The 12815-nt window shown below is 38.0% G+C and carries 12 protein-coding genes and 1 pseudogene; 8 read left to right on the top strand and 5 right to left on the bottom strand.

Annotation, left to right across the window (positions count from 1 at the left end; all coding sequences use genetic code 11):
• Positions 1–68 precede the first annotated feature (68 nt).
• A pseudogene (locus tag TSIB_RS10200) lies at positions 69–740 on the bottom strand (DDE-type integrase/transposase/recombinase).
• 204 nt (positions 741–944) lie between these two features.
• Here TSIB_RS10200 and TSIB_RS05775 point away from each other — a divergent pair.
• Together TSIB_RS05775 and TSIB_RS05780 are read left to right on the top strand one after the other, a co-directional pair.
• Positions 945–1400: an RNA-binding protein gene (locus TSIB_RS05775; RefSeq protein ID WP_048160370.1), complete on the top strand. Its 456-nt coding sequence runs from the start codon at positions 945–947 to the stop codon at positions 1398–1400.
• A complete protein-coding gene (locus TSIB_RS05780) occupies positions 1397–2041 on the top strand; it encodes a Ribonuclease P protein component 3 (protein ID WP_015849464.1) in 645 nt (214 codons plus the stop codon). Before TSIB_RS05775 ends, TSIB_RS05780 begins: the two co-directional genes overlap by 4 nt.
• Positions 2042–2043: 2 nt before the next feature.
• Here the strand turns inward: TSIB_RS05780 and TSIB_RS05785 are convergent, their stop codons facing one another.
• Both TSIB_RS05785 and TSIB_RS05790 read right to left on the bottom strand, forming a co-directional pair.
• Positions 2044–3165 carry a DUF835 domain-containing protein gene (locus TSIB_RS05785; protein ID WP_015849465.1) on the bottom strand — a complete coding sequence of 374 codons (1122 nt, stop codon included), beginning with the start codon at positions 3163–3165 and terminating at the stop codon, positions 2044–2046.
• The gene (locus TSIB_RS05790; RefSeq protein WP_015849466.1) at positions 3166–4224 is read right to left on the bottom strand and encodes a hypothetical protein; all 1059 of its coding nucleotides are present in this window, start codon (positions 4222–4224) and stop codon (positions 3166–3168) included.
• A gap of 130 nt (positions 4225–4354) precedes the next feature.
• On the opposite strand from TSIB_RS05790, the gene TSIB_RS05795 reads away from it, so the two are divergent.
• Entirely contained in the window at positions 4355–5626 is a 1272-nt protein-coding gene (locus TSIB_RS05795) for an AMP-binding protein (protein ID WP_015849467.1), read from the top strand.
• Positions 5627–5981: 355 nt separating this feature from the next.
• Positions 5982–7232, top strand: a complete 1251-nt coding sequence (locus tag TSIB_RS05800) for an HD domain-containing protein (RefSeq protein ID WP_048160371.1) — start codon at positions 5982–5984, stop codon at positions 7230–7232.
• On the opposite strand, the gene TSIB_RS05805 is transcribed toward TSIB_RS05800, so the two are convergent.
• Positions 7225–8181, bottom strand: a complete 957-nt coding sequence (locus TSIB_RS05805) for a transcriptional regulator (RefSeq protein ID WP_048160372.1) — start codon at positions 8179–8181, stop codon at positions 7225–7227. The genes TSIB_RS05800 and TSIB_RS05805 overlap by 8 nt on opposite strands.
• 192 nt (positions 8182–8373) lie before the next feature.
• Between TSIB_RS05805 and tiaS the strand changes: the two genes are divergently transcribed.
• Positions 8374–9660 (top strand): tRNA(Ile2) 2-agmatinylcytidine synthetase TiaS, encoded by a 1287-nt coding sequence (tiaS, locus tag TSIB_RS05810; protein WP_048160863.1) that lies wholly within the window; start codon positions 8374–8376, stop codon positions 9658–9660.
• Position 9661: 1 nt separating this feature from the next.
• Here the strand turns inward: tiaS and purB are convergent, their stop codons facing one another.
• A complete protein-coding gene (gene purB, locus TSIB_RS05815) occupies positions 9662–11017 on the bottom strand; it encodes an adenylosuccinate lyase (RefSeq protein ID WP_015849471.1) in 1356 nt (451 codons plus the stop codon).
• A 185-nt stretch (positions 11018–11202) separates the two neighbouring features.
• On the opposite strand from purB, the gene albA reads away from it, so the two are divergent.
• The 3 genes from albA (at position 11203) to TSIB_RS05830 (ending at position 12784) form a co-directional block, all read left to right on the top strand.
• Positions 11203–11478: a DNA-binding protein Alba gene (gene albA, locus TSIB_RS05820; protein ID WP_048160373.1), complete on the top strand. Its 276-nt coding sequence runs from the start codon at positions 11203–11205 to the stop codon at positions 11476–11478.
• Between the two features lie 112 nt (positions 11479–11590).
• Positions 11591–12190 carry an ArsR/SmtB family transcription factor gene (locus TSIB_RS05825; protein ID WP_015849473.1) on the top strand — a complete coding sequence of 200 codons (600 nt, stop codon included), beginning with the start codon at positions 11591–11593 and terminating at the stop codon, positions 12188–12190.
• Positions 12191–12247: 57 nt separating this feature from the next.
• A complete protein-coding gene (locus tag TSIB_RS05830) occupies positions 12248–12784 on the top strand; it encodes a CBS domain-containing protein (RefSeq protein WP_048160374.1) in 537 nt (178 codons plus the stop codon).
• Positions 12785–12815: the final 31 nt, after the last annotated feature.

Genomic DNA, 12815 nt, shown 5'->3' on the forward strand with positions numbered 1-12815 from the left:
GTCAACAAAACAACTTCAGACAGTTTAACGGAGTAAAATGTTGTTTATACTTTGTAAAGTAGATACTGTCAGGATAACTGGGGCATCAACTCCTGAAACCATTCAGCAACATCACCTTAGCATTAAACCGAGAATGAACCCGAACAAAATTATACCAGAAAGCAAACAGAAAAACAAACCCCTGAACTTTCCTCCAATCCCTACTCCTAAAATTATTCCAGAAATCTTCATCCTCCTTAACAGTCCTAAACCAACGCTCAACACTATTCCTCAACCCGAAAGTCACACGAACAAAATCCAACCCCAAACTCTTAAAAGCAGACTCATACCACCTTACCCCAGCAACCAGAAAAACAGGTTGATCTTCACTGGATTCTAAGACAACCAACAGGAAATTCCGAACAATTAACCAGTTCCTAGTTGTTGTAATCCAGACTGCAAGAACTTTCCTGCTCTCAACATCAATGGCAGCCCATAGAAATCTCCTCTCCCCATTGATTTTATCACAGTCTCGTCAACTGGGATGAGGTTCTTCTGTTTTTGACTGCGAGGAGTTTTGGCTGGTAATGAGTTGTCTCCCAGACCGTTGTCTGGGTGATTCCTAGGATTTCTGCGACTTGTTTGTAGCTGAGGCCTTTCAGGTATAGTTTTGCTGCTTTGATTTTCTTTTCTGGTGAGATCTTGTTCCGACGAAAAGGTTTAAGGCTAAACAAGCAGTATATAATGTTTTCAGCCTTCATGTTTTCCCTTTCTTTTCTGAAGTGTTGTCAGTAACTTAAGTCTGATGCCTACTCCTTATCCCGACAGTATCTGATAGTCATTAGACTTATGGCACTTATTGTAGTGATATTACTAAAGATTTGCAGTGAGGTTTAACTTCTCCAGATATTTTTGGCCGTTAAAGCTTTTAAACCATCTTCTAAAACTTCAACAGGGTGAAAAATATGGCAAAGCTTCAGGCTCATCATATAAGGGTATCAACCTTTGGTCATGCAACAGAAGATCCAGAAAAAGTCCTCGAAGCCATGGGGACTTTTTTTCCCGAGGACATTCCGTCAGAAGACATAGAGTTTGAGATAATCGAAACCGAGGGATATTTTGGAAACCCAATAAAAGTGATAAACGCCGAAGTGAAGAGGAGCAGAAGCGTAAAAAAGATGCTGGAACACATTAAAAACCTCCTGAGTGAAGAAGATAAAGAATATCTCCTGGAAAACTTGGAAGAGAAAGTTGATGAGGCCGGGACTTTCTTTATCCGCTTCAGCAAGCAGAGGGCGTACTTAGGAGAGGCAGTAATAGGGGAAGGAGAAGACGTTATCCAGGTCAAGATAAAAGTTAAAGCCTTCCCAATGAGAAAGGAAACAGTTGTAAAGTCAATTAAGGAGTGGCTGAGCGAATGAAGTGGATTGAAATGGACGTTAGAAGTGAGGAAGCTTACAATCAAGCTAAAGAATGGTATGATGAAGTAGTTTTTACAAAGAAGGTATACCTAAGAGATTCCCCAAATTTTGGGGAGCTCAAAAGTGATGTTAAAGGTCTTAAGGAAAAATACGGAAAAATTGCTTTGCTGCTCATCACAGAAAAGCCTTCTCTGATAAGGGAAGTAAAGAAAAGGATTCCAAATGCACTCATTTACGTGCAGGGAGGCAATCTAAGGGTTGTTAGATTTGCGATAGAGAACAAGGTCGATGCAATAATCTCTCCAGAATATGGGAGAAAAGATTCCGGCCTTGATCACGTCCTTGCGAGACTGGCAGCAAGCAACGATGTTGCGATAGGCTTTTCTCTTTCCCCCCTTCTAAGAGCAAACTCCTACGAGAGAGCCAATATTCTGAAGTTTATGATGAGAAACTGGAGGCTTGTTGATAAGTACAAGGTGCCAAGGTTTTTGACTTCCTCCGCTGAGTCCAAATGGGAAGTCCGATCTCCAAAAGATTTAATGAGCCTTGGGATAAACATTGGTATGGAAATTCCGCAGGCAAAATCCTCCTTAAGCTTTTACCCGGAAAGAATTTTAAAAAAGAAAAACTGTGAAGTGTAGCGTTATTGTGCCTTTTCAAGCAAACGCATTAGGAGAGCCCATTGTTGATCCTCAAAGGCCTCTTTTTCCACAACGATTATAAGAGTCCCCTTATAATGCATGACAAAATCCTTAATTTTATTTAGAAACTTCATTACACTACTGAAATCATTATACATTAACAAGTACTCCACACAATCAAGAACAATAACTCCTCTACTTCCTTTTTCCTCCATCATTCTCAGATATCTATACGAAAGCTCTGTAATTCTCTCTAAATTGGTTGGCGAGATAAAGTTATCCTTGCCTTCTTTAGTGATTGTGGTTATGAAATAGCGTTCCCAAACATCAGACGCTTCTTTTAGATCTCTAACAAATGCCAATACTGGAATATCTTTTAATTTTTCTTTTAGAATAGCATATCTTTTCTTGTCTACTATTAAAACTCCAGGTTCTATCCTAATTTGAGGAATTTCTAATGTTTTCAGCCTACTGAATTCATCAGAATACATTAGTTTTATTGTGAGAGCCGTTAAAAAGACAATCAATACTGCTGATGTTGCATATCCAATTATTGGATACACCTCTTGAACACGTGAAGGGAGGCCATAAATTATTGGAATCGGAAAGAGGTGAAGTCCAAAAAGCACCAGCCCAACGAAAAGATATCTCGCCTTTCTGCTATATATTTCCTCAATGCTCTTAATAGAAAATCCTGCCAACAGGAAAAACACTCCAGCAGTTGCATGAGTTCCTGCCATTATAATGAACCCACTTGTTATGTTAATCATTCCTATTTTTGCTAGAATTCCCAAGCCAATAAAGTATAAAGCAAGCAATGGTGCCATTAAAGGAATTGGGAATATTTTCAACAGTGCTACGGCTCTATCTTCTTCTTTGCATAATTCTAAAACACCATAAAACATCAACATAGAGACCATGCTCAAGAAAAATCCAACCGCATATGGGTTTAACCCAGTATAACTGATTACTGTTAAAAAGTCAAAAAACCAGGCCAATGAAATAAACATTGCAGATCTACGTTTGGTCTTTTGATAGACACGCAGAATAAGAGCAAACGCCAAGAGATCTGCTATTATCACAATCATCCCTTGAATAGTGGAGAACATTGAATAGTCTATCATTCAAACCACCTTCTTGCCACGTCTTGGGTTTCCAAATCCATCCCACTCAAATGGGGGCATTGGAGGAACTCTACTCATGTTCTCATCTTCTATCTTCACTATAAGGAGTTCAGGTCTTGCTATTATTAATCCCATTTTCCCTCTTTCTCCATATTTGACTATTTTGTATTGGCCCTCTTCTTGAACTAATGGAAATATTATTGTAAAGGGATAATTTGGGTAGTATACAACCTCATTATTTTTAAGCATTCCTATTATATCTCCAAACGCATAATACCCGTAGAGGGGGATGATAGTCGAATTTGTAAAAGTTTTTTGAATTTCTTTGAGAGAGTTAACAGTGATGCCGAGCCCACTCAAAATTATGGTCTCTATGTTTTCCGTCTCTGGAACAAGAGCAAGCATCTGCGGGCCGGTTCTAATCGTGTTGATTCTATCTTTTTCAAAAATCCTTTTAGTATATCTTGCCAATGGACCTAATCTTCCTTCCAATACCTCTTCTAATCTTTTTTCCTTAAGTTCTTGTTTTATTCCGTCAGTCTCCACCCCAATAAAGTATAGCAAACCACCATAAGACCATACCAGTTCACTTATCTCTTCCTGATACCACCCATATGGGCCATGGACTATTGCTCTCATCTTGTGATCTTCATTGTATTTTTTATCCAATCCATAAATCTCATCAAAGGAAACTCTTAGATATTTCACAAGAAGCTTTAAATACTCATAGCTCCAATGACCAATTGCTCTTTCTCTGGTTGTACCTGATGATTGGTAGAACCGAATCCTACCATTATAGTTTTCTGGGACAAAATCCAGCCAGTTATTCCGCAAATAATCCTCATCAACCGCCAACTTAGCGTTAAATATCTTCTCAAAAATCTCATTCAACGTTCCTTCAAAAATCTCGTTTAAATCTATTTTCCCTTTCATTTTTCTCCAATAGGGGGTGCTGTCAAAGTGATGTTCAAAAACTCTTTGAAGATACTCTACTGTCTCTCTTTCACTGATATTTAATGGATTCCCATACTCCTCGATTATATCCTTATATCTTAACATTTACAATCCTCCTAACAACTTTCGAAAATATAATATGTAAAGTTATACAAGAAGGTTATTAATTTTTTCCTTATGCCCCAAAAACTAAATGGTTAAATAGTAGAACTGTATTATTGAAAAAGGTGGTCTCATGACAGGGATGGTACTTGGGAATATTGACACCAACGATTTGAGATATACAGCCGAGAAAGCACTTGAAACAACGGAATTCTGGAAAGAAAAATTCATGGAAACAAATATTGATGAATTAACTCCCAACAGCTTGCTTTCAGCTACTGACAAAGTTTTCATAACTCCTCACGATTTGTATGATATAGATAAACTGTGGCCCACGTATATAAAAAATTTAGAAATCTTCCACGGGGTGATGAGAACAAGTGGAACTACTGGGGATCCAAAAAGAGTAGCCTTTACACATGATGACAAAAAAAGATATCGTCGTCAAGCTCGTTCTTGGGCCCTAGAATACCTAGAAGGCTCTATTATGGCCTCGTTTACTGCTCCATTACCATCTTCATCTGGAATTCTTGCGATTGAAGGATTTTCAGATGCAAATATTAGGTATCATCAAATTCCCATCCAATATCTACGAATGAGAGACGCACTAATAAAGGAACTACGGGGGATAAAGGCCACAGGAATATTTGGGTTAACTGCTGCAATATACAATCTTAGCCTGACTCTTCCAGAGGATATAAGAAATGATATTCAGCTCATAATTATGGGTGGAGAAACACTAACAAAAGAGTTAGCAAAAGTAGTTCTTGATAACTTTCCAAATGCAGTAATTTTTGATGTATTTGGAAACACAGAGGATGGGCTAACCGGCTATAGATTAATCACAAAGAAAAAAGTAACTCCATTTACCTTTTCAGACTCTCTAATAGTCCTTAAACAGACCAAAGACGAAGGGTACAAAGAATATCATGAAATTTATATAACAAAAGTTATGAAAGAAGGAGAACTTACAGGGTTGCCACTGTTTAACTACAAGATCGGAGATTTGGCAAAAGTCGTTGATGACAGAGTCGTGAACATAATCAGGGTAAAAGACGTTATAAGCTTATCTGGAGCAAAACTCCACATAGACCAGGTTATGGACATAGTTCATAGATATCCCTCCCTAATAGACTTCGTGATAATCTATCACCCGCTCTCCCCAGAAAATCCAAAACCAAAAGCTACAATAAGGGTAGGATATATAGGAGAAAAACCAGTGGGCGTAGAAGATGAGATAAGAGAGTTGATATATGAGGCAAATAATCCAGTTAGATATGAGGTAGAAGAAGCTAAATCATCAGAGCTTATAATAGAGGCTGTTCCAGCGGAAGAGGTTAGAAAGAACTTACCTCAAAAACCAGGAAAAACTAAAAGAATTTTCATTGTTGGAAGAGATATCTGACTTTTCTATTTCTATCTTTTTGTTGCTTGCAGAACTCCTTCCGACAGGAAAGGAATGTTGGACGGCTCTTAAGGGCTGGTGTGCAAAGTAGCCCCGAATCCATAAGGATAGGAAGTATTGGAGGTGTGGCCCGGCCTGTGAGAGTGAAGCAATGATGAACTCTCATGAAGCCCACCCACAAGGGCAGGGTAGGCCATTCCTTCTAATACCTATTCTATGTTATATATTCCCTAGTGAACTACCCCGCCCTTTCGGAAGAGGACTTCCCGCCCGATGAGTTAAAAGGACAAGTTTTCAAATAAAAAATGCAAAATTATTTAACTTCTTTTCCTAATTTCCAGTACAGGTGAAGAAAATGAAACCAAAGATAATTCATGATCCCATACATGGGAGTATGAAAATAAGTGGACTAATTTTAGATCTCATCAAAACCCCAGAATTTCAAAGATTGAGGAATATAAAACAACTTGGATTAGCATATCTCGTTTATCCAGGTGCAAATCATTCACGATTCGAGCACTCTTTAGGTACTTACAACATTGCAAAAAGACTTGGTCAAGAACTAGAATTAAGTGAGGAAGAACGGACAATCTTAGAAGCAGGAGCACTCTTGCATGATATCGGTCATGGCCCATTTTCTCATACTTTTGAACAAATATACGAGCATTATGTAAGAGAATACGACCATATGCATCTGGGACAAAATATAATCCTTGGAAAAATCGATATAATAGAGGGAGAAATAGAAGAAAGACAATTCATCCCGGAGATATTGGACTTTTATGGCTACAAACCAAAAGAGGTTGCTGACCTTGTTTTAGGCAAATATCAGAAAAGATACCTTGGACAGGCCCTCCATGGGGATGTAGATGTGGATCAGATAGATTACCTCATCAGAGACGCTCATTATACTGGCGTGGCACATGGAATAATTGATCTCGAAAGACTTCTTAAAATACTTAGAATACATAACAATGAACTAGTAGTGGACGAGAAAGGAGTAGAAGCTGTTGAGGGAATGATGGTTGCTAGATCTCTGATGTACTCAAGAGTCTATTTCCACCATACCGTAAAAATAGCTGAAAGTATGCTTACACGAGCCCTCGAGTTTGCCCTTGAGGATGGCTATTTATGGGAATTCTGGAAAATGACAGACTGTAGGGTTCTTGTTGAACTTGAAGACCTAGAAGGATATCCAGCAGAAATTGTAAAACGTGTTAAATACCGTGACCTGTTTAAGGCTGCTCTACTTCTGAACGCTGATGAGTTGACTACTGAGGAAAAGAGAGAACTATTGAACGTATATAAAGACATCAAAAAAAGACAAGAGCTTGAAAGAATACTAGCAAACGCTGTTGGTGCAAGAGAGGGAGAGGTCCTCATAGAATTCTCCACAGCAGATTTAATGTTAACTGAACCCCGTTTGAAATCAACAGAAATTGGAGTATTAATGCATAATGGAGAGATAAGATCACTTACTAAAGTCACCCCCCTTGCAAATGCTCTAAAAAGAAGACAAACACCAAGATGGGCTATTCTAATTGCAGCACCAGCCAAGTATGTAAAGAAAATAAGAGACGTCTGGAGGAAAGTTATCTTCAGCTGAATATCTTCCTCTTTATCTCTTTTTTAAGCTCTTCAATCATTTCCATTAACTCATCTGCATCTTTGATTTCATCAAGCTTGTTCTTTGGAATTAATGGTATCTCTCCAACCACTTCAGTTTTTGTTTTTTTGAGGATAAAAAGACCATCGCTATGAATGATCTTACTCACTTCATTTACCATTTGAGCTCTTTTGAGTGTTGAAGTTGTTCTTCTCTCACTTATACCAGTAAGAATCTTTAATCCTTCTTCTCTGGAAATTGCATCAAACGGAGCTTTTTTAATCTTAACAACTCTCATTCCAAATGTCTCCAAGCGATTAAAAATCTCCTTCTCCAATTCAGTCTCCGGTTCCACATTCATTTTTGCTTCTACTTTTGAGTTAAGAATATCAATAGGTTTCGCTACAGGAGCATCAAAAAGTTCCTCTAACCTAAGAGCAATTTCAAGACTCATAGCCTGCTCTCCTTTTTCATAGTTTTGAAGACTTTTTCTCGAGACTCCCAGCAATTCGGCCAGTTCTCCAACACTATATCCATGACTCTCTCTAAGCTCTCGTAGGTATTTTCCATTAACCTTAACATAAAATCCTCCTCTTTCAGCGAAAATTGCTGGGAGTTCATTCTCTACAAGAGCATTATAAAGTGTTTGAGGGTTTAAAGCATGAATACCATGCCTTTCATATACAACCCCTTCCTCAAGTTCCTCATTTTTTGACCTAAAGCCTACAATTAGGGGAGAGGCCTCGAACAGCTTTGCCAATCTCTTTAAATCTTCCGCCTGTTCTTCAGTGAGAGAATCAATATTCTGAAGAATCTTCACAAACAAGAGCAGAAAAAGCCTACTAGCGGCTAAATCAAAGCATGACCCTCTAAATTCCATTCTAGCAACTTTAAATCCAGTGCCTTTGAAGATACCTTCAACAATCCGCAATAATCTTTCTTTTTCCATCATCTCATTTATGATTAATATAAAGGAGTTTAAAAGTTTTTATAGTCTCAAATATGCTGGCAAGTCTAACTTCCCTCCTCCCAAGGAATGTGATGTGAAAAAGTATCACCTCTTGAGAATTACGACACTTCCATTCATAAAAATTTAAAACCTAGAGGTCTCACCCTTTAAGGTGGGAAGGAGGCCAAGATGGTGAAACTCCACATAGGCATCGACGATACAGACTCTCCAAAGGGCATGTGCACCACATATTTGGGAGCTTTATTATATAGAGAGATCTCCAAGATAGCGGAGCCTTTAGACCTACCAAAATTGATCAGGTTAAATCCCAATGTGCCCTATAAAACCCGTGGGAACGGGGCTGTTGCAATGAGTTTTGATGCCAGGGAGGAAGATATACTCAAAATAAAAAATCTCGTGTTGGAAATGGTAAAAAAACTTTCAGAATTTTCTCATCAAAACACTAACCCAGGTGTCGTTTTTATTGAAGGTGACATTCCTGAAAAGCTAGAAAGATTTGCATATAAGGCTATTTGGGAACATCTAAATATAACGGACGCTGAAAATATTGCAGAAGAGCTAAATGCTGAAATTCATAAATTTAGATTAGGAAGGGGGATAATAGGAGCATTAGCAGCCATCGGCCATCCACTCAAAGTTTTTACTTATGAACTCCTTGCTTATCGGACAAGAGAGTTTTGGGGAACTGCTAGAAAAGTGAATAAAGAAAGTGTCTTCGCGGTAGATCATCTTACTTATCCATTTACCTATGACAACGTTGACTTATCCAAAGGCAGTGTCTTAATAACCCCCCATGGTAAAGACCCCGTGCTGGTTGGAATTAGAGGAATAGATAAAAACAAAGTCATTTGGGCCTTTGAAAATATTACTTTTGAAGAACCCATTGACTTCTTCCAGATTTACAAAACTAACCAGAACACAGATGATCATCTAAGATTCAAAAAAATTGCGGAGTTAAAACCCTTAGATAGTGCTATAGTGAGAGGAAAAGTGATAAAAAAATACTGGGAAAAAGGACGCCATGTATTTTTTGAGATAAGTGATGACACTGGAAAGTTGAGAGTAGCAGCCTTTGAGCCTACGAAAGGATTTAGAAAGTACGTAAGAATGCTCATTGAGGGAGATGAAATAATCGCTGCTGGTGGAGTAAAAGAATTCAACGGTGTGTTAACCCTCAACCTCGAAAAGTTTTACCCTATAAAGCTAACTGAAAAAATAACATATGAAAAACCAAAATGTCCAAAATGCAAAGGAACTATGAAGAGTAAAGGGGAGTATCTAAAGTGCAAAAAGTGCGGATACAAAATGAAAAAAGTCTTAATCCCCAAAAGAATTCCACGAGACCTTAAAAGAAAGATCTATGAGGTACCTCCAGATGCTCGAAAGCATCTCTCTCGACCATTGGTCCTCCCAATGGCAGAGAACAAGATCTTAGATGTGTTAAAATTAAAAAGGTAGTTTAGGACTCTTCAGTTTTCTCTTTTTCTTCTACGTAAGCTATGACATTGTCAACTATCCGAGGAGCCATGCCAATATAGTTTTCAGGCTTTAACGATGCTAAGTCATCGTCTGTTAAATATTCTCTTGCTTCTTTACTTTCAGATAACACTTCCAATAGGTCCCTATTTTCCTTAAAAGCCTTCATTGCAAGCCTCCTTACGAGTTCATGAGCCTCCTGCCTTCCCATACCTTTCTCAGTAAGCTTTAACATCAATGGTTCAGCCATTATTAAGTTCTTTGTAAGGTAAAGGTTCTTTTTTATGTTCTCTGGGAAAAATTCCAGGCCCAAAAGCACTTTTTTCATGTTTTTGAGCATCTCGTCTAGAAGTACAAATGTTTCTGGAAGTATTACTCTTTCGACGGAAGAATTTGTAAGATCCCGCTCATGCCATAGTGAATTATTCAAGAGTGCTGGAATAACATTTGAATAGATAACTCTCGCGAGCCCACTAATTTTCTCACTTCTTATTGGATTCCTCTTATGAGGCATTGTGGAAGAACCTACCTGTTTTTTTCCAAACGGCTCACTAATCTCTAAAATTTCAGTTCTCTGAAGATTCCTTATTTCAAGGGCAATTTTATCAAGAGTAGATGCTATAATGGCCAAAATACTCATAAGTTCTGCATACACATCCCTCTGAATTATTTGATTACTTATTAGAGCAGATTTTAGACCAAGATCTTCCATCACTAATTCCTGGATTTTTAAGCCCATTTCGCCAAAAGACGCCATTGTACCCACAGCACCACTCATTTGTCCAACCAAAATTCTCTTTTTTGCTTCTTCAATTCTCTCTATGTGTCTTTGTGTTTCATCAAGCCATATTGCAAATTTCATTCCATATGTCGTTGGAACTGCATGCTGGCCGTGAGTTCTTCCTATGCACACGGTATACTTATGTTCTTTCGCAAGACTCTTCAAAATCGTTCTCAACTCTTTTAAATCCTTTAGGACAATCTCCAAAGACTCTTTAATTAAGAGGGCATTTGCAGTATCTATTATGTCATTGGAAGTCGCCCCGAGATGTATGTATTTCCCATGTTCTCCACAAACTTCACTTAAAGCCTTAACGACTGCCATTATGTCATGATGTATTTCCTCCTCAATTTCGTTGACCCTTTCGACTTTTACCCAGTTAGTATTGGCCCTTTCACTGATTATTTTTGCACTTTCTTCAGGGATATTACCTAGTTGTGCGTGAGCCCTAGCTAAAGCAGCTTCAACATCAAGGAGTTTCTGAAGCTTATTTTCCTCATCCCAAATACGTTTCATTTCCTCACTACCATACCTATAATCGATTGGGTGAATGGCCATAATATCACCAATTTCTTGTTATAATCTGGCTTAAAAAAGTTTTCTAATCAACACAAACATGTTAAAATCAAAACCCAACTTTTTGAGTTTTTAGAGAGTATTTGGAAACTTTGCTATTTAACCGAAAAGTATTTAACCATATACCCAAAGTTTGCTATTGACAAAATTTTCGGAGGGTGTCAAAAATGGCAGAGGAACATGTTGTCTTCATAGGAAAGAAGCCTGTTATGAACTATGTTTTGGCCGTAATAACCCAATTCAACGAGGGTGCTAAGGAAGTTAGTGTCAGAGCAAGAGGTAGAGCCATCAGCAGAGCTGTTGATGTTGCAGAGATCGTCAGAAACAGATTCCTTCCAGAGGTTAGGGTTAAGGAGATAAAGATCGGCACAGAGGAACTCCCAACAGCTGACGGAAGAACTGCAAATACTTCAACAATTGAGATCATCCTTGAGAAGCCATGAATTTAGCTTTTCTTTCCTTTTCATAACTTTAACAAATTTTTGGTTTCAATTCCTTTTGAAGTAAAAACAAAGGTTTTAATATCAATATCTCCAAGTTTTCTTGGTGTGATAAGTGGAATTTGAAACTATTGATATCAGAGATGAAAAGGCCCGAGAGCTTGCCCAGATCTTAGCCAATGATACAGCTCTTTCTATATTAAGTCTTCTTCAAGAAAAAACTCTCTCAATGTCGGAAATAGCCAAAGAACTTGATATTCCGATTTCTACGGTTTCATATCACCTGGACAAAATGATTCGTGTAGGATTTATTGAAATTGCAGGAAAAAAATATGGAAAAAGATTACAAGAAGTCAAATTATACCGGGCCTCTTCAAAACCGATAGTGCTTCTTCCAAGAAGAATGCCTGTTAAAAAGCGCCTATTAAGAGTTTTTGAAAAAGTACAGATAATAAGTTTGGGCATAGCGGGATTGTTGGCATCTGGTACTTATTTAGTTTTGGAAAAACTTGTAAGTGAAAGAAGTATACTTGGATTGGAAAACGCCACAAGACTCACCAAAGAAAGTCAAACCCCCCTTGTAATTGAATCAGTGAACAAAACTGTTATGCAAGGGCCTAGTGAAGGATCTCTTATCCCCTATGTTTCTGCAATTTTGATATTTATAGTTGCATTTCTGATTCTCTCCCATTATCTCACAAACAAAAATATCTAACCCCAAAACATTTTTAAGCCCCTTCCCATAATTCATTACGAACTAGGAGGGATGACAATGATGCCAAAAATAACTGTGGAGCAGATAGTTAAAAGAAAAGCAATTGTTATTAAACCAACAGAAACAGTGGAAAGAGTCGCAAAAATCCTTGCAAAAAATAAAGTTAGCAGTGCAGTTGTGATGGAGAAAGACGAGATTATAGGCATTGTTACAGACAGAGATATACTTAACAAAGTAGTTGCTAAAGGGAATGATCCCAAAGAAGTCAAAGTTAGCAGTATAATGACAAAAACCCCAATCACTATAGAATACGATTATGACATTCAAGACGCTATTGAACTAATGATGGGAAAAGGCGTTAGAAGACTTCTTGTCACAAGATTAGGAATGCCAATGGGCTTTGTTACAGCTGCGGATTTACTTGCTGCTTTAAACACATACAATCAGGAAGAAGAAGAGGAATCAATAGAGGAAGCTGGAGAAGTCTACGGAATCTGCGAAGTCTGTGGACAATACGCTCAGTTGCACAGAGTTATTCGTGAAGGTTATGAACGCTGGGTTTGCGAGAGCTGCAAAGACATGCTCGAAAGTTGAAAATATCTTCGCTTGTTTTTAAATCTGTTTA

Origin of the sequence: Thermococcus sibiricus MM 739, assembly GCF_000022545.1 — an archaeon.
GTDB lineage: Archaea > Methanobacteriota_B > Thermococci > Thermococcales > Thermococcaceae > Thermococcus_A > Thermococcus_A sibiricus.

What these genes read in the sequence shown, in the direction of transcription:
- TSIB_RS05800 (WP_048160371.1), top strand. Translation starts at nt 5,982, where the DNA reads ATGAAACCAAAGATAATTCATGATCCCATACATGGGAGTATGAAAATA.
- purB (WP_015849471.1), bottom strand. Translation starts at nt 11,017, where the DNA reads ATGGCCATTCACCCAATCGATTATAGGTATGGTAGTGAGGAAATGAAA.
- TSIB_RS05790 (WP_015849466.1), bottom strand. Translation starts at nt 4,224, where the DNA reads ATGTTAAGATATAAGGATATAATCGAGGAGTATGGGAATCCATTAAAT.
- TSIB_RS05785 (WP_015849465.1), bottom strand. Translation starts at nt 3,165, where the DNA reads ATGATAGACTATTCAATGTTCTCCACTATTCAAGGGATGATTGTGATA.
- TSIB_RS05780 (WP_015849464.1), top strand. Translation starts at nt 1,397, where the DNA reads ATGAAGTGGATTGAAATGGACGTTAGAAGTGAGGAAGCTTACAATCAA.
- TSIB_RS05805 (WP_048160372.1), bottom strand. Translation starts at nt 8,181, where the DNA reads ATGGAAAAAGAAAGATTATTGCGGATTGTTGAAGGTATCTTCAAAGGC.
- TSIB_RS05795 (WP_015849467.1), top strand. Translation starts at nt 4,355, where the DNA reads ATGACAGGGATGGTACTTGGGAATATTGACACCAACGATTTGAGATAT.
- TSIB_RS05830 (WP_048160374.1), top strand. Translation starts at nt 12,248, where the DNA reads ATGATGCCAAAAATAACTGTGGAGCAGATAGTTAAAAGAAAAGCAATT.
- albA (WP_048160373.1), top strand. Translation starts at nt 11,203, where the DNA reads ATGGCAGAGGAACATGTTGTCTTCATAGGAAAGAAGCCTGTTATGAAC.
- TSIB_RS05775 (WP_048160370.1), top strand. Translation starts at nt 945, where the DNA reads ATGGCAAAGCTTCAGGCTCATCATATAAGGGTATCAACCTTTGGTCAT.